Consider the following 15,502-nt stretch of genomic DNA (forward strand, 5'->3'; position numbering starts at 1 on the left):
GCGACTAAAGATCGGCTGTGGATCGGGGGCGGGGGAGGTCTGGTTGGGGTAGTCGCTTGCCTTTCGTTGCCGGCTTGCGTTGCGTTTCCCGGTGGTGCTGGGTCAGCTGACCCAGCGGCCCACTACCGACAGCAGCCACAGGCCGATGAGCGTCGCCGAGAAGAGGAGGCTTGACCAGCGCAACAGGGGGCGGTAGTCGCCGTCCGCGGTGCGTACCCGGCGTAGCGCGTAGAACCCGATGCCGAGCACCGGGAGCGGGATCAGGGGCAGCGCCGACAGCCGCACGGGCGCGGCTACCACACACGCCAGCGTCATCAGCCCGAGCAGCACCAGCATGACCTTGTACAGGATCGGATTGCTCAGGTACGGCGCGACCACCCGGAAGGTCAGGTCGCTGATGCCGCGCACATCGTCCCGCCCCTCCGGGACGACGGTGTCCCCGGCCGCCTCGGCCGGAGCGGTGCCCTCGCCGGCACCCGAACGGGGACCAGCCCCCTCCACGCTCATCCGGCTAGCTTAGCGAGCGTGGAGGAGCCGCCTTCACGCAGATCAGGCCGTTTTCTCGCCACGTTCGCTGCTGCGCCGCCGGGACGGCTGACGCGACACGATCGTGGGATTGACGTTCTCGCGGACCGTCTGCTCCGTGATGACGACCTTGGCGACGTCGGTGCGGCTCGGGATGTCGTACATCACCGGCTGCAGCACCTCCTCCATGATCGCGCGCAGGCCACGGGCGCCGGTGCCGCGCAGCACCGCCTGGTCGGCGATGGCTTCGAGCGCCGTCTTGGTGAACTCCAGCTCGACGTTGTCCATCTCGAAGAGCTTCTTGTACTGCTTCACCAGGGCGTTGCGCGGCTCGGTGAGGATCCGGACCAGCGAGTGCTTGTCCAGGTGCGTCACGTTCGCCACGACCGGGAGACGTCCGATGAACTCCGGGATCAGCCCGAACTTGATCAGGTCCTCGGGCATCGTGTCGGAGAAGACGTCGCTCTCCTCGATCTCGGCCTTCGTGCGGATCTCGGCGCCGAAGCCGAGGCCGCGCTTGCCGACCCGCTCGTTGATGATCTTCTCGAGGCCCGCGAACGCGCCCGCCACGATGAACAACACGTTCGTGGTGTCGATCTGGATGAACTCCTGGTGCGGGTGCTTGCGCCCACCCTGGGGCGGCACCGACGCCGTCGTGCCCTCCAGGATCTTCAGCAGCGCCTGCTGCACACCCTCACCGGACACGTCCCGCGTGATCGACGGGTTCTCCGACTTGCGGGCGATCTTGTCGACCTCGTCGATGTAGATGATGCCCGTCTCGGCGCGCTTGACGTCGTAGTCCGCGGCCTGGATCAGCTTCAGCAGGATGTTCTCGACGTCCTCGCCGACGTACCCGGCCTCGGTGAGCGCCGTGGCGTCCGCGATCGCGAACGGCACGTTCAGCATCTTGGCCAGGGTCTGCGCGAGGTAGGTCTTGCCGCAGCCGGTGGGCCCGAGCAGCAGGATGTTCGACTTCGCCAGCTCGACCGGCTCGTCCTTGGCGTCCTTCGGACCGGTCTTGTCCTCGGACTGGATGCGCTTGTAGTGGTTGTACACCGCCACGGCGAGCGTCCGCTTCGCGTCGCTCTGGCCGATGATGTACTGGTCGAGGAACTCGTGGATGTCGAGCGGCTTGGGCAGCTCGTCGAGCTTGACGTCGCCGGCCTCGGCCAGCTCCTCCTCGATGATCTCGTTGCACAGGTCGATGCACTCATCGCAGATGTAGACGCCAGGTCCGGCGATGAGCTTCTTCACCTGTTTCTGGCTCTTCCCGCAGAAAGAACACTTCAGCAGGTCCCCGCCGTCGCCGATCCGTGCCATGACCGTTGACCTGTTCCCCTCCGGTGCGCCTGCCGGCACACCTGATCGTGTTCCTGCCCTCGCCGCCGAGCCAGCGGGAAAAATGGCCGCTGCCCCTAGACGGTACCCGCCCGGAGCGCCGCGCGGGAGGACCAGCGGGCGCCGGGCGCCCCGAGACCCTAAACCGGGGGCCGGGGCGCGCCGGGTAGGACACGCACCGGCCGGGTCAGAGTCCCGGGGCCGGGCCTCAGCCGATCTGCGTCGCCTTGCGGTACGGCAGCACCTCGTCGATGATGCCGTACTCCTTGGCCTGCTCGGCGGTCAGGATCTTGTCGCGCTCGATGTCCGCGCGGACCTCGTCGGCGGTCTTGTTCGTGTGCTTGGACAGCGTGGTCTCCATCAGGCGGCGCACCCGCTGGATCTCGTTGGCCTGGATCTCCAGGTCCGAGACCTGCCCGTAGGTGCCCTCGGTGGCCGGCTGGTGGATCAGCACGCGGGCGTTCGGCAGCGCGAGCCGCTTGCCCTTGGTGCCCGCCGCCAGCAGGACCGCGGCCGCGGAGGCGGCCTGGCCGAGCGCGACGGTCTGGATGTCCGGGCGCACGAACTGCATGGTGTCGTAGATCGCCATCAGCGAGGTGAACGAGCCACCCGGCGAGTTGATGTAGATCGTGATGTCGCGGTCCGGGTCCTCGTGCTCGAGGTGCAGCAGCTGGGCCATCACGTCGTTGGCCGACGCGTCGTCCACCTGCACACCCAGGAAGATGACCCGCTCCTCGTACAGCTTGTTGTACGGGTTCGACTCCTTCATGCCGTAGCTCGTGCGCTCGACGTACGACGGCAGGATGTACCGGGACTGCGGAAGCTGGAAGTTGTTCATGAGAGCTTTCTCCTCATCAGGCCCGGTCAGCGGCTGCCGTTGCTGGACGGGAGCTGGTTCTCCCGGGTGAGGACGTGGTCGACGAAGCCGTACTCCCGCGCCTCCTCGGCGGTGAACCAGCGGTCCCGGTCGCCGTCGGCGATGATCTGCTCGACCGACTGACCGGTCTGCTCGGCGGTGATCCGGGCCAGCTCCTGCTTCCACTTGCCGAAGACCTCGGCCTGGATCGCGATGTCGGACGCGGTGCCACCGACACCGGCCGACGGCTGGTGCATCAGGATGCGCGCGTGCGGGAGCGAGTAGCGCTTCCCGGGGGCGCCCGAGGACAGCAGGAACTGCCCCATCGAGGCGGCCAGGCCCATCGCGTAGGTCGCCACGTCCGGCTCGATGAGCTGCATCGTGTCGTAGATGGCGAACCCGGCGGTCACCGAGCCGCCCGGCGAGTTGATGTAGAAGCGGATGTCCGACTCGGAGTCCTCCGCGGACAGCAGCAGGAGCTGCGCGGTGATCCGGTTCGCCACCTCGTCGTTGACCTCGGAGCCGAGGACGACGATGCGCTCCTGGAGCAGCCGCTCGTACACCGAGTCGGTCAGATTGAGGCCCGCGGTCGAGCTGCGAGCCTCTGCCTTGTGCTGCGTCACGTCTGCCTGCCTTTTCACCGCTGTGGCCCTCCCGGAGGGAGATCCACTGTGCACTGTCGAAGATGCTGAGATCTTGTAACCGACCCTAACGAACTCGGGCGGCCCGGCATGCCCGGTACCGCCCAAGTTCGCTGACAGCTTTATTTCTCGGAAGCGGCCGCGGGTTCCTCGGTGACCTCGGTCTCAGTGGCGGCCGCGGGGGCCTCGTCCTCGTCGCCGCCGAAGAGGTCGCTCAGGTCGATCTCGGCGCCGGAGGCGTCGGTGACCGTCGCCTTGCGCACGATCGACGCCAGCGCCTTGCCGCGGCGCACGTCGGCGAAGATCGCGGACAGCTGGCCCGACTGCTGGGCCCGCTGCACGTACTCGTCCGGGCTGATGCCGAAGCGCTGGGCCTGGTAGATGATCCGCTCGGTCAGCTCGGCGTCACCCACCTGGACCTCCTCCGCGTCGGCGACGCTGTCCAGCAGCAGCTGGGTGCGCACCGCCTTCTCGGCCTCGGTCTGCAGCTCGGCGTGGAACTCCTCCAGGGTCTTGCCCTGGGTCTCCAGCACCTTCGCGAGGTTCTCCTCGCTGTGGTCCAGGTCGTGGATCGCGTCGTGCTTGCGGTTCTCGACCTCGGCCTCGACGACCTTCTCCGGCAGCGGGACGTCGACGGACTCCAGCAGCTCGTCCAGGATCTTGTCGCGCGCCTGCACGCCCTGCTGGACCTTCTTCATCTTGGCCAGGCGCTCGCGCAGGTCGGCCTTGAGCTCGTCGATGGTGTCGAACTCGCTCGCCAGCTGGGCGAACTCGTCGTCGGCCTCGGGGAGCTCGCGCTCCTTGACGCTCTGCACGGTCACCGACACCTCGGCGTCGCGGCCGGCGTACTCACCCGCCACCAGCTTCGTGGTGAAGGTCTTGGTCTCGCCCTCGTTCGCGCCGATGATGGCCTCGTCGATGCCGTCGACCAGCTGGCCGGAGCCGATCTCGTAGGACAGCCCGCTGGTGGCCGCCTCCTCGACCTCCTGGCCGTCGACCGTCGCCGACAGGTCGATCGACACGAAGTCGCCGTCCTGGGCGGGGCGCTCGACGCCCTTCAGGGTGCCGAAGCGGGCGCGGAGGTTGTCCAGCTCGGCGTCGACCTCCTCGTCGGTGACCTCGACGTCGTCGACGCTGACCGACAGGCCGCTGAAGTCGGGGAGGGTGATCTCCGGGCGGATGTCCACCTCGGCGGTGAACTCCAGCACCTCACGGTCCTCGAGCTTGGTGACCTCGAAGTCCGGCTGGCCGAGGGTGCGCACCTCGCCGGCCCGCACCGCCTCCAGGTACTTCGCCGGGATGGCCTCGTTGACGACCTCATCGAGCACCGGCGCGCGGCCGATCCGGCTCTCCAGGACGCGAGCGGGCACCTTGCCGGGGCGGAAGCCCGGGATGCGGACCTGCTGGGCGATCTTGGAGTAGGCGCGGTCGAAGTTCGGTTTGAGTTCGTCGAACGGCACCTCGACATTGATCTTGACTCGCGTCGGGCTGAGCTGCTCGACGGTGCTCTTCAACGTGTTCTCCTCGAGCCGTGAAAACCTGGTTTTCGGGTGGTAGCCGACAAGCGGGCACGGCTGTGCCCAAAGGCCGAGTCTAGGCCAGTGACCCGACAGCACCGGCCCGGCCCTGCCTGCCAGGCGGTGCGGTACGGGCGCGTGCGCTCCGTTTACATTTACGCACGCTTTGTCTACCGTCTTGGTCCTGCCGTCCCGCCGTCCCCAGGAGCCCGGTCCGTGACAGCCGATGCCCAGGTCCAGGGCGTTCCGCAGGTCGTGGCGGAACCCCCGACGCGCCTGCCGATGGTGGTGGCGCCGACCGTCGCGCTGGCCGCCTGCGGGCTGGGCCTGTGGAGCTGGGCGACCCTGCTCGCCCTGGTCTGGCACTCACCGGCCTGGGTGACCGTGCCGCTGCACACGCTCGCCGTGGTCGCCCTGTTCACCGTGCTGCACGAGGCCGCGCACCACGCCGCGGGCAGCCTCACGTGGGTGAACGGGGCGCTCGGCCGCCTGACGGTGCCGTTCGTGTCGCCGTTCGGCGGTTTCCCCGCGGCCAGGTACGTGCACCTCACCCAGCACCGGTCCGGTTCGCCGGAGCACCTCACGCCGTGGAACACGCGCGGACCGGCGTGGACGCTGCCGCTGCGATGGGCCACCGTCGACCTCTGGTACGCGTGGCGCTACCTGTCCACGCCGGGGCGGCCGACCGCCGAGAGCGCTGAGATGCTCGGGATGCTCGTGTTCCTGCCGTGCGCGCTCGCGGCCGTGGTCGGCACCGGGCACGGATGGGAGCTGGCGGTGGTCTACGTGGTGCCGCAGCGGCTCGCGCTCGCGCTGGTGTCGTGGTGCCACGACTGGCACCCGCGGCGGCGGCCGACCGGCTACCACCGGATGCACGCCGAGCGGCCCGGCCGTCCGTTCTACCGCTACACCGCGATCCCCCGGCCGCGGTCGCCGGAGCCGGTGGCGCCCGCCGCCGAGGCGCCGTCGGAGTTCCACCCGCTGACCGTCACCGGCGTGCGCTCGCTGACCGGCGAGGCCGTCGTGGTCACCCTCGCCGTGCCGGACGATCTGCGCGAGGTCTTCCGGTTCACGCCGGGACAGCACCTCGTGCTGCGGGCCGAGATCGACGGCGAGCCGGTGGAGCGCAGCTACGCGATCTGCGCGTGCCCGGACGAACCGGAGCTGCGGGTGGCGATCAAGCGGGTGCCCGGCGGGCGGTTCTCCGGGTACGCCATGGGGTTGCGGCTCGGCGACCGGGTCCTGGCGCGGCCGCCGTCCGGGACGTTCACACTGCGCTCGGAACCGCGGCACGTGGTGGCCGTCGCGGCGGGGTCGGGGATCGCGCCGGTGCTGCCGGTCGTGGTGCACCTGCTCGAGAAGTCACCGCGCAGCCGGGTGACGCTGCTGTACGTGAACCGGTCCGGGGACGACACGCTGTTCGCCGACGAGCTGTCGGAGTACACGCGCCGCTTCGAAGGGCGGCTGCGGGTGACGCACTACCGGACCGACGAGCGCGACCCGAGCCTGCGGTACGCGCGGGGGACGCGGCCGTTCGACAGCATCGGCCAGGCGCTGGCGATCTCGTACGAGCGGTACCTGCCGGGCGGGCTGGACCCCGGCCGCATCCGGGGGCTGCTGGAGGCGCGCCTGCACCCGTCGAAGGTGGACGAGTGGCTGCTGTGCGCGCCGGCCGAGGTCGCCGGGCCGGTGCGGTCGGCGCTGGCCGAGCACGCCGTGCCGGACGAGGCCGTGCACGTGGAGCACTTCCACCGGCCCTGACCGGTCATTCGCAGAGCGTGCGGACGGACTCCAGTTCACCGCGCACGACCGACGCCTGCTCCGCGACGACCGTCTCCGGTGTGCCGTCCGGGAAGAACATCGTGAACTGGTACTCGGCGCCCTCGCCGTTGGGGAGCACGCGGGTGTAGACGCCGGCGGCCGGGTTGTCGGCGGCGAAGAAGTCGACGGTGCCGTGTTCCCGTGACGCGCGGACGCGCACGCGTGTGCCGTCCACGCCGGGCGCCCACTTCGGCAGCTGGCTGGGGTCGGACACGAGGTCGAAGACGGTCTGGGGCGTGGCGGCGATCGAGACGGACTCGGTAATCGTAGGCATGAGCAGATCGTACGCTCTTGCTTATCGTCTTGTCACTCTACGATTCGGTGCGTGGCAGAACTCGGCGCCTCGCTGGCGCGCATCGTGCGGCGGTTGATGAAGGCGGAGGAGCCCGTGCTGCGCGCGCACGGGCTGTCGATGTGGGCGTACGCGGCGTTGTCGAGCCTCGCCGCGCAGCCGGCGACCTCGCAGCTGGCGCTGGCGAAGGCCATCGGCTACGACAAGACCCGGCTGATCGGCCTGCTCGACGAACTCGCCCAGGAGGGCCTGGTGGTGCGCGAGCGCGACCCGGCGGACCGCCGCTCGCACACGGTGCGGCTCACCCCGGACGGCGAGGCCCGCCACGCCGCGGCGCGGGCCGCCATCCGCGTCGTGGAGGACGAGCTGCTGGGCCCGCTGAGCGCCGCCGAGCAGCGTTCGTTCCGCGCGATGCTGGCCCGCGTCGCGGAGGGGTCCTAACGCCGGTCCAGCAGGATCAGCGGCACGGCGGCCGCGGCGAGCGCGGCGCCGATCAGGCAGACCGAGGTGAGCGGGGCGCCTCGCGTGAGCGCGGCCGCGGCCAGCGCCGGGGTGATGCTGATCCCCAGCTGGAACGCCGAGACGGTGGTGGCGCCGGCGAGGGTCGGCGCGCCGGCCGCGACGGTGAAGACGCGTCCGTAGATGGCCGGGTTCAGCACGAACGCCGCCACGCCGAGCAGGAAGACCAGCGGCACCACCGCCCAGCCGTGCCCGACCGCGGCGGCCATCGCCACCGAGAGCACCACGATCGCGCCGGCGCCGGTCAGCAGAGCCAGGTGCGGGCGGCGGTCGGACACCCGACCGCCGATCGACAGCCCGGCGAACGCCCCGATGCCGAACAGCGCGAGGATCGCCGGGACCCACACCTCGGGCACGGTGAGCATGGCCGCCAGGTAGTTGAACGTGATCATGTAGGCGGCCGTGGTCAGGATCGTGATCGCGAACAGGCCCCACAGCGCCGGTTTCCGCATGGTGGCGAGTTCACCCGGGACGCTGGGCCTGCTCGCGTGGTTCGGCGTGGCGGGGATGCCGAGCAGGCACCCGGCGATCCCGGCCACCGTCAGGGCCACCACCGCCCAGAACCCGCCGCGCCAGTCGGTGAAGTGGCTGAGCAGCGTGCCCGCGGGCCCGCCGGCGACCATCGCCACGCTGAGCCCGCTCACCACGACGCCGGAGGCCCTGGCTTTCCGGTCGGGGGTCACGAGGCTGATCGCGGTCACCGACGCGACCGCGAAGAAGCCGGCGTAGGCGATGCCGGCGACCACGCGCGTGACCACCAGGACGGGGTAGTCGCCGAGCAGCCCGGCGGCGATGCTCGCGGCGAAGACACCCTGCGCCACCACCAGCGTCGTGCGGCGCGGCCAGCGCAGGCTGAGCACCGCGAACGGCGGCCCGCCGAGCACCACACCGAGCGCGAACGCGGTGATCAGGAACCCGGCCGAGGACAACGTGACGTCCAGGTCCGCGGCGACCGCCGGCAGCACCCCGGCCAGCAGGAACTCCGCCGTGCCCATCGCGAACAGGCTGAAGCCGAGCAGGTACACCCCTGCGGGCAGGCGGTTCCGGGTCCGCCTGCCGACCAACATCTCCATTCGGATCACCTCCACCGCGAGGATCCGGAGATCCGCCCGGCTCCGACAACAGACGTTGCCGAAACCGGGACGCACTGGTTCACTGCGCCCGTGGAGTCGCAACCGACCGTCGGCGCCGTCATCGAGCAGATCGCTCCCCGGCTGCGGCGCGCCCGTGAGCGGAAGAACGTCAGCCTGACCGCGCTGGCGCGCGCCACCGGCATCTCGACGAGCACGTTGTCGCGGCTGGAGTCGGGTCAGCGCAAACCGAGCCTGGAGTTGCTCCTGCCGGTCACCGCCGCGCTGGGGGTGCCGCTCGACGAGATCGTCGCCGCGCCCCGGATCGTCGACCCGCGGGTGCCCCAAGAGCCGACGCGGAAGGACGGCAGGGTGCTGATCCCGCTGTCCCGGCAGCAGACCGAACCGCGGGCGTACAAGATGATCATCCCGGCGCACGACGAGGAGCCGCACCTGCGCACCCACGCGGGCCACGAGTGGCTGTACGTGCTGCGTGGACGGCTCCGCGTGCAACTGGGCGGCCAGGACTTCGTGATGGACGCCGGGGAGGCCGCCGAGTTCGACTGCCAGATCCCGCACTGGTTCGGCGCGGCCGGCCGGGGTGCCGTGGAGGTGCTGAGCCTGTTCGGCAAGCAGGGTGAGCGCATCCACCTGCGCACGCGGGCGCGCGGCTGACGGTTAGCGGCGGGGTGTCCCGGTCGACCCACACCGTGACGGTGCGCGGAGGGCGCGATGGCGCGCCAGGCGCGCCGCTGGCGGTCAGGCCGGCGTGTCCCGCTCGAGCCAGACCGTCACCGTGGGCGGACGGCGCGGCGTGCGGGTCCTGGCGAGCGATGCGTCCGGCGACCGGCGGTGCGCCGGTCACCCCGTCGGTCAGCACCACGCCGGTTTCATCGGCCAGCGCGCGAGCCTGCGGGACCGACAGCCCCACGAACTCCGGGACCGGCCACTCGGGCTGGTAGTTCAGGTTCCGCGACGCCCCGCCCATCCGGCGATGCTAACGGCGCAGCCGCAAAGCCAGCGTCGGGCAGAGGCGGGCCGCTCGTTCGGCGTGTGGGACCAGTCCGGGCGGCACCTCGGGCTCCCGGGTGGGCGGCACCGGGTAGCCCCACGGGTCCCGGTCCAGCGCGCCAGCGCCGTGCGCGAGGTCCGCGTCCCGGTCGGCCAGCGCGGGAAACCCCGTTGCGGCGCGCGCTCGCCCCGCCAGGTAGGCCCTATCCGCGCCGCCGTCCGTGGGACGACAAGTCCCCGCCGCGGAGCGCGGGCACCGTAGCGCTGTCCGAAGTGGACTCCGCCGTCGCCGACGCCTCGTGCACCGTGCCCGCGACCGCGGTCACCCGGCGGCGGCAAGGCCGAGCGTCAGCCAGCCGGCCCGCCGCGCGCCGCTCTCCCTCGCGCCCACGTCAGTTCGAGCCCGACGTGCTGTCGTCGCGGCGCGGCAGCACGCCCTGCTGACCGCCCGGGCCGCCCGGGCCTGCCATAGCAGTGCCCTCGGTCAGCGTGTCGGCGGTCGCGGCGTCGCCGGACACCGATGCGACGACCGTGACCGTGTCGCCGGTGGCGATGCTGCTCAGGTCGGCGTTGTCGCCGACCGCGGTGTCGCTGTCGATCGTGTAGGTCTTGGTGTAGCCGTCGTCGCTTCTGGCGGTCAGCGACGTCGCGCTGACCTCGGTCACGGTGCCGATCTGCATCAGCTCGGTGGTGTACCCGCCGTTGCCGTCGGAGACGACGTACTCGCCGTGCAGCGCGTTCACCATCGCGCTCGGCGAAGCGCCGCCGGGCACCCCCATGCCGCCCTGGCCCATCGCCGACGAATCGGTCGAACCGCTCGCCGCGTAGATCGCCACGCCACCCGCGCCCGCGACGCCGACCGCGATGGCGACCGCGGCCACGGTCTTGCGCGCGGACCACTTCCGCGGCGGCTGCTGCGCGCCCCATTCCTGGGACTGCGGGGCGGTCTGCTGTTCCGTGGTCATCGTGGGTTCCTCTCGCCGGTGCGTCGAGGACCAGCTTCGGCGGCTCCGCTGTGGACCGACTGTGGGACGGGTGAAGGATTCCTGTGCCCGGACGGACACAGCCGCCTCACAGGGACGGCACAAGCACCACACACGAACCCGACGGATCGTCGTGGCATGCACCTGCCCCACCGGCGGGCCGGGACGCGACCGCGGCGCGTCCGCCCGCTGCGGACCAAGCTGATCGCGGCGCTCGTCGCGCTGCTCGCCGTGGTGTGCCTGGTGGTGGGCGTGATCAGCGAGTTCGCGCTGAGCAGGTTCCTCACCCAGCAGGTCGACACGCAGGTGCGGGACGCGGTCGAGCGGACCCGGCACTTCGACGGGCCCGCCGGGAACGATCCGCTGCACATCCCGGGCACCGCGGAAGGCACGCTGTACGCGCAGCTCTCCGGCGGCCGGGTGCTCGAAGCGGCCACGCTCGCCCCCATCCCGGGCTCGCCGGAGAACGAGGCGCAGGCGCTGCCCGCCGCCGACGCCGCGGCCCTGCCGGCGATCCCGGTCGACGGCCACGCCCACACGATCTCGCTGTCCAGCGGCGACTACCGGGTCATCGCGACCATCGACGACGGGGTCGTGCTGGTCCTCGGCCTGCCGATGAACCAGGCGGAGGACACGCTGCTCACCGTCGGGATCATCCTCGCCGCGGTCGCCGCGATCGCCGTGCTGGGCGCGGGGTTCGTCGGGGCGTTCGTCGTGCGCCGGACCCTGCGCCCGCTGGACCGCGTGGCCGCGGCGGCGTCCAAGGTGACCGAGCTGCCGCTGGACCGCCGCGACGTCGCGTTGTCGGTGCGCGTCCCGGTCACCGACACCGACCCCTCCACCGAGGTCGGTCAGGTCGGCTACGCGCTGAACCGGATGCTCGTGCACATCGACAACGCCCTCGACGCCCGCGCGAACAGCGAGATGCGGGTGCGCCAGTTCGTCGCGGACGCCAGCCACGAGCTGCGCACGCCGCTCGCCGCGATCCGCGGGTACGCCGAGCTGGCCCGGCGCAGCGGCGGCCGCGTGCCGCCGGAAATCGCGCACGCGATGAGCCGCGTCGAATCCGAGGCCGACCGCATGACGACGCTGGTCGACGACCTGCTGCTGCTCGCCCGGTTGGACGCGGGACGCCCGCTCGACGCCGGCGAGGTCGACCTGACCCGCCTGGTCGCCGACGCCGTCGGCGACGCGCACATCACCGGGCCGGGGCACCGGTGGCGGCTCGAACTGCCGCCCGACCCGGTCGTGGTGACCGGCGACGCGCAGCGCCTGCACCAGGTGCTCGGCAACCTGCTCGCCAACGGCCGCACGCACACCCCGCCCGGCACGACGGTGACCACGCGGCTGACCGTGTCGGCGGACGGCAGCGCGGTCCTGACCGTCACCGACGACGGCCCCGGCATCGCGCCGGACCTGCTGCCACACGTGTTCGAACGCTTCGCACGCGGCGACTCGTCACGCTCCCGCGCGGCAGGCAGCACCGGTCTCGGCATGGCCATCGTCGCCGCGGTGGTGCACGCGCACCACGGCACGGTCGGCGTGCACAGCAGACCCGGCCGCACCGAGTTCGAGGTGCGGCTGCCGCGCACAGGTTCCGCACAGGAACGCCACAAGACCGGCCAAGCTCGCGCGGTCACAGTGAACTCATGACGGCCCTCGCCGAGCGCGGCTCCGCGCCCTCGACCCCCGAACCCGCCGATCCGCACCCGTCCCGTCCGGGGTGGGTGCGCCCGGCGTTGGGCGGGCTGCTGATCGCCACCGCCGTGCTCTACCTGTGGGGGCTGAGCGCGTCCGGCTGGGCCAACGCGTTCTACTCGGCCGCCGCGCAGGCCGGCGGGGAGAGCTGGAAGGCGTGGTTCTTCGGCTCCAGCGACGCCGCGAACGCGATCACCGTCGACAAGACACCCGCCGCTCTGTGGGTGATGGGCCTGTCGGTGCGGCTGTTCGGGCTCAGTTCGTGGAGCATCCTCGTGCCGCAGGCGCTGATGGGCGTCGGCTCGGCATGGGCGCTGTTCGCGACCGTGCGCCGCGTCTCCGGGCCGACGGCGGGCCTGCTGGCCGGCGCGGTGCTCGCGCTGACCCCGGTGGCGGCGCTGATGTTCCGCTTCAACAACCCGGACGCGTTGCTGGTCCTGCTGCTCGTGCTCGGCGCGTACTGCGTGACGCGGGCGCTGGAGAAGGCGTCCCCGAAGTGGCTCGCGCTGGCCGGGGTCGCGGTCGGGTTCGGTTTCCTGGCGAAGATGCTGCAGGCGTTCCTGGTGCTCCCGGCGTTCGCGATCGCCTACCTCGTCGCCGCGCCCGCCCCGCTGGGCAAGCGGCTGCTGCACCTGCTCGGCGCGCTGGGCGCGGTGGTCGTCTCGGCGGGCTGGTACCTCGCGGTCGTCGAGCTGTGGCCGGCGGACTCGCGGCCGTTCATCGGCGGGTCGCAGAGCAACAGCATCCTCGAACTGACCCTCGGCTACAACGGCGTCGGCCGGATCACCGGCGACGAGGTCGGCAGCCTCGGCGGCGCGCAGAGCAGCGGCAGCTGGGCGCGGCTGTTCGGCAGCGAGATGGCGGGCGGGATCGCCTGGCTGCTGCCCGCCGCCGCGATCGCCGTCGGCGCGCTCGCGTGGCTGACCTGGCGCGCGCCGCGCACCGACCGGACCCGCGCCGCGACGATCCTGTGGGGCGGCTGGCTGGTCGTCACCGGCGGCGTGTTCAGCTTCATGAGCGGGATCATCCACCCCTACTACACGGTCGCGCTGGCCCCGGCGGTCGCCGCGCTCGTCGGCACCGGCGCCGTGCGGCTGTGGCGGGCGCGGACGCACCCGATCGCGTCCGGGTTGCTGTCCAGCGGGGTCGTGCTCACCGCGCTGACCGCGTACCTGTTGCTGACGCGGGAATCCACCTGGCTGCCCTGGCTGAAGTACGTGGTGCTGCTGCTCGGGCTGGCCGCCGCGGTGCTGGTGCTGGTGTCCGACCGGCTGCCGCGCGCCGGTGCCCGCGGGGTCGCGGTGCTGGCCCTGATCGCCTCGCTCCTCGGGTCCGGCGCGTACACGGTGGCGACCGCCGCCACGCCGCACTCCGGCGCGATCCCCTCGGCCGGGCCGAGCAGCGGCGGGTTCGGCGGCTTCGGCGGCCAGGGCGGCCCGCCCGGTGGTGGTCTGCGCGGCGGGATGCGCGGCGGCGTCGGCAGCCTGCTCACCACCACGGCACCGAGCGCGGAGATGACCGCGCTGCTGCAGGCCGACGCGGAGAACTACACGTGGGTCGCGGCCACCGTCGGCTCCAACCCGGCCGCGAGCTACCAGCTGGCGTCCGGCTTCCCGGTGATGGCGCTGGGCGGGTTCAACGGCACCGACCCGTCCCCGACGCTGGCGCAGTTCCAGCAGTACGTGGCGGACGGGCGGATCCACTACTTCATCGGCGAGCCGACCGAGATCAACAGCACCGGCGGCAGCGACTCGGCCGAGGAGATCGCCGAGTGGGTCGCCGCGAACCACAGCGCGACCACTGTGGACGGTGTAACCGTGTACGACCTGACTTCCTAGGCGCCACAAGAACTTTTCACAGACGGGGCACAGCGGGCCGGCCGATCGTGGAGTCATGACAGTCACGACTCCCGCGGCCGGCCCCGGCACCACCCGCATCGACACCCGGACAGCCAACCCGGTTCTCGATGTCGTCATCCCGGTCTACAACGAGGAAACCGACCTGGAGCCGTGCATCCGCCGGCTGCACGCCCACTTGACCGCCACCCTTCCCTACCGCTTCCGCATCACCGTCGCCGACAACGCGAGCACCGACACCACACTGCAGGTGGCCGAGCGCCTCGCCCGCGAGTTCGCCGAGGTCGAGGTGCACCACCTGGACCTCAAGGGCCGCGGGCGGGCACTGAACGCCGTCTGGTCCACTTCGGACGCTCCGGTCGTCGCCTACATGGACGTCGACCTGTCGACCGACCTGGCCGCGCTGGCGCCGCTGGTCGCCCCGCTGATCTCCGGGCACTCGGACGTCGCGATCGGCTCGCGGCTGGCCCGCGGCGCCCGCGTCGTGCGCGGCCCCAAGCGCGAGTTCATCTCCCGCTGCTACAACCTCGTCCTGCGCGGCGCGCTCGCCGCCAAGTTCTCCGACGCGCAGTGCGGTTTCAAGGCGATCCGCTCCGACGTGGCCAGGCAGCTGCTGCCGCTGGTCGAGGACACCGGCTGGTTCTTCGACACCGAACTGCTGGTGCTCGCCGAGCGCGCCGGGCTGCGCATTCACGAGGTGCCGGTGGACTGGGTGGACGATCCGAACTCCTCGGTCGACATCATCGCGACAGCGACCGCCGACCTCAAGGGCGTGGCCCGGATGCTGCGCGCGTTCACCAAGGGCACGCTGCCGATCAGCGACCTGCGCGCGCAGCTGGGCCGCCACCCGATCGGCGTGTCGGCGCCCGGGGTGCCGCCGCGGCTGGCCACGCAGCTGGTCCGCTTCGCCGCGATCGGTGTCGGCAGCACGCTCGCCTACCTGGTGCTGTTCCTGCTGCTGCGCCTCGGCATGGGCGCCCAGCTCGCCAACTTCCTGGCGCTGGGCCTCACCGCCGTCGCCAACACCGCCGCCAACCGCCGGTTCACCTTCGGCGTGCGCGGCGCGAAGGGCGCGGGGCGGCACCAGTTCGAAGGCCTGATCGTGTTCGGCCTCGGGCTCGTCCTGACCAGCGGCTCGCTCGCCTGCTGACCGGGCTCACCGCGCCCGGGCTCGCACTCGAACTGACCGTCCTGGTGCTGGCGAACCTCGCCGCCACCGTCCTCCGATTCGTCCTGCTGCGCGGCTGGGTGTTCCACCCGAGCCGCCAGAGCTGACTCCACCGAGAGAAAAGAGAGCCGAGATGACCAGCGTCCTGACCGAGCCGGCCCGCACCGGGCCGCGGCACCGGGCCGGGATCCCGACGGGTCCCCGCCC

General features: G+C 71.7%; 13 protein-coding genes and 1 pseudogene. 6 read left to right on the forward strand and 8 right to left on the reverse strand.

Annotation, left to right across the window (positions count from 1 at the left end; all coding sequences use genetic code 11):
• Nucleotides 1-102: 102 nt before the first annotated feature.
• The 5 genes from L2C96_RS36940 to tig all read right to left on the reverse strand — a co-directional run bounded on the left by L2C96_RS36940 (nucleotide 103) and on the right by tig (nucleotide 4,874).
• Nucleotides 103-507: a hypothetical protein gene (locus L2C96_RS36940; RefSeq protein ID WP_237339494.1), complete on the reverse strand. Its 405-nt coding sequence runs from the start codon at nucleotides 505-507 to the stop codon at nucleotides 103-105.
• 42 nt (nucleotides 508-549) lie between these two features.
• Nucleotides 550-1,845 (reverse strand): ATP-dependent Clp protease ATP-binding subunit ClpX, encoded by a 1,296-nt coding sequence (gene clpX / locus L2C96_RS36945; protein WP_020420755.1) that lies wholly within the window; start codon nucleotides 1,843-1,845, stop codon nucleotides 550-552.
• Nucleotides 1,846-2,071: 226 nt separating this feature from the next.
• Nucleotides 2,072-2,701: an ATP-dependent Clp protease proteolytic subunit gene (locus L2C96_RS36950; RefSeq protein WP_020420754.1), complete on the reverse strand. Its 630-nt coding sequence runs from the start codon at nucleotides 2,699-2,701 to the stop codon at nucleotides 2,072-2,074.
• A 26-nt stretch (nucleotides 2,702-2,727) separates the two neighbouring features.
• Nucleotides 2,728-3,342 carry a ClpP family protease gene (locus L2C96_RS36955; protein ID WP_020420753.1) on the reverse strand — a complete coding sequence of 205 codons (615 nt, stop codon included), beginning with the start codon at nucleotides 3,340-3,342 and terminating at the stop codon, nucleotides 2,728-2,730.
• 140 nt (nucleotides 3,343-3,482) lie between these two features.
• Nucleotides 3,483-4,874 carry a trigger factor gene (tig, locus tag L2C96_RS36960; protein ID WP_020420752.1) on the reverse strand — a complete coding sequence of 464 codons (1,392 nt, stop codon included), beginning with the start codon at nucleotides 4,872-4,874 and terminating at the stop codon, nucleotides 3,483-3,485.
• A 219-nt stretch (nucleotides 4,875-5,093) separates the two neighbouring features.
• Between tig and L2C96_RS36965 the strand changes: the two genes are divergently transcribed.
• On the forward strand, nucleotides 5,094-6,638 hold the full coding sequence (locus tag L2C96_RS36965; RefSeq protein WP_237339495.1) for an FAD-binding oxidoreductase: 1,545 nt from the start codon (nucleotides 5,094-5,096) through the stop codon (nucleotides 6,636-6,638).
• A gap of 4 nt (nucleotides 6,639-6,642) precedes the next feature.
• Here L2C96_RS36965 and L2C96_RS36970 read toward each other — a convergent pair whose 3' ends face one another.
• The gene (locus tag L2C96_RS36970) at nucleotides 6,643-6,972 is read right to left on the reverse strand and encodes an SRPBCC family protein (RefSeq protein WP_020420750.1); all 330 of its coding nucleotides are present in this window, start codon (nucleotides 6,970-6,972) and stop codon (nucleotides 6,643-6,645) included.
• 51 nt (nucleotides 6,973-7,023) lie between these two features.
• On the opposite strand from L2C96_RS36970, the gene L2C96_RS36975 reads away from it, so the two are divergent.
• Nucleotides 7,024-7,431 carry a MarR family winged helix-turn-helix transcriptional regulator gene (locus L2C96_RS36975; protein ID WP_237339496.1) on the forward strand — a complete coding sequence of 136 codons (408 nt, stop codon included), beginning with the start codon at nucleotides 7,024-7,026 and terminating at the stop codon, nucleotides 7,429-7,431.
• Here the strand turns inward: L2C96_RS36975 and L2C96_RS36980 are convergent.
• Nucleotides 7,428-8,582: an MFS transporter gene (locus L2C96_RS36980; RefSeq protein WP_237339497.1), complete on the reverse strand. Its 1,155-nt coding sequence runs from the start codon at nucleotides 8,580-8,582 to the stop codon at nucleotides 7,428-7,430. The genes L2C96_RS36975 and L2C96_RS36980 overlap by 4 nt on opposite strands.
• Nucleotides 8,583-8,672: 90 nt before the next feature.
• Here L2C96_RS36980 and L2C96_RS36985 point away from each other — a divergent pair, with 90 nt between their 5' ends.
• On the forward strand, nucleotides 8,673-9,254 hold the full coding sequence (locus L2C96_RS36985; RefSeq protein ID WP_237339498.1) for a helix-turn-helix domain-containing protein: 582 nt from the start codon (nucleotides 8,673-8,675) through the stop codon (nucleotides 9,252-9,254).
• A gap of 728 nt (nucleotides 9,255-9,982) precedes the next feature.
• Here the strand turns inward: L2C96_RS36985 and L2C96_RS36990 are convergent.
• Nucleotides 9,983-10,555, reverse strand: a complete 573-nt coding sequence (locus L2C96_RS36990; protein WP_237339499.1) for a hypothetical protein — start codon at nucleotides 10,553-10,555, stop codon at nucleotides 9,983-9,985.
• Between the two features lie 156 nt (nucleotides 10,556-10,711).
• Between L2C96_RS36990 and L2C96_RS36995 the strand changes: the two genes are divergently transcribed.
• The 3 genes and pseudogenes from L2C96_RS36995 (at nucleotide 10,712) to L2C96_RS37005 (ending at nucleotide 15,402) form a co-directional block, all read left to right on the forward strand.
• Nucleotides 10,712-12,226 carry a sensor histidine kinase gene (locus tag L2C96_RS36995; protein WP_237339500.1) on the forward strand — a complete coding sequence of 505 codons (1,515 nt, stop codon included), beginning with the start codon at nucleotides 10,712-10,714 and terminating at the stop codon, nucleotides 12,224-12,226.
• Entirely contained in the window at nucleotides 12,223-14,109 is a 1,887-nt protein-coding gene (locus L2C96_RS37000) for an ArnT family glycosyltransferase (RefSeq protein WP_237339501.1), read from the forward strand. The genes L2C96_RS36995 and L2C96_RS37000 overlap by 4 nt, the downstream gene beginning before the upstream one ends.
• A 55-nt stretch (nucleotides 14,110-14,164) precedes the next feature.
• A pseudogene (locus L2C96_RS37005) lies at nucleotides 14,165-15,402 on the forward strand (bifunctional glycosyltransferase family 2/GtrA family protein).
• The last annotated feature ends 100 nt before the right edge of the window (nucleotides 15,403-15,502 follow it).

The organism is Amycolatopsis tucumanensis, from assembly GCF_021654135.1.
Lineage (GTDB): Bacteria > Actinomycetota > Actinomycetes > Mycobacteriales > Pseudonocardiaceae > Amycolatopsis_E > Amycolatopsis_E tucumanensis.

Coding starts and splice junctions, on each gene's coding strand:
- L2C96_RS36940 (WP_237339494.1), bottom strand. CDS start 507: ATGAGCGTGGAGGGGGCTGGTCCCCGTTCGGGTGCCGGCGAGGGCACC.
- clpX (WP_020420755.1), bottom strand. CDS start 1,845: ATGGCACGGATCGGCGACGGCGGGGACCTGCTGAAGTGTTCTTTCTGC.
- L2C96_RS36950 (WP_020420754.1), bottom strand. CDS start 2,701: ATGAACAACTTCCAGCTTCCGCAGTCCCGGTACATCCTGCCGTCGTAC.
- L2C96_RS36970 (WP_020420750.1), bottom strand. CDS start 6,972: ATGCCTACGATTACCGAGTCCGTCTCGATCGCCGCCACGCCCCAGACC.
- L2C96_RS36980 (WP_237339497.1), bottom strand. CDS start 8,582: ATGGAGATGTTGGTCGGCAGGCGGACCCGGAACCGCCTGCCCGCAGGG.
- L2C96_RS36990 (WP_237339499.1), bottom strand. CDS start 10,555: ATGACCACGGAACAGCAGACCGCCCCGCAGTCCCAGGAATGGGGCGCG.
- L2C96_RS36995 (WP_237339500.1), top strand. CDS start 10,712: ATGCACCTGCCCCACCGGCGGGCCGGGACGCGACCGCGGCGCGTCCGC.
- L2C96_RS37000 (WP_237339501.1), top strand. CDS start 12,223: ATGACGGCCCTCGCCGAGCGCGGCTCCGCGCCCTCGACCCCCGAACCC.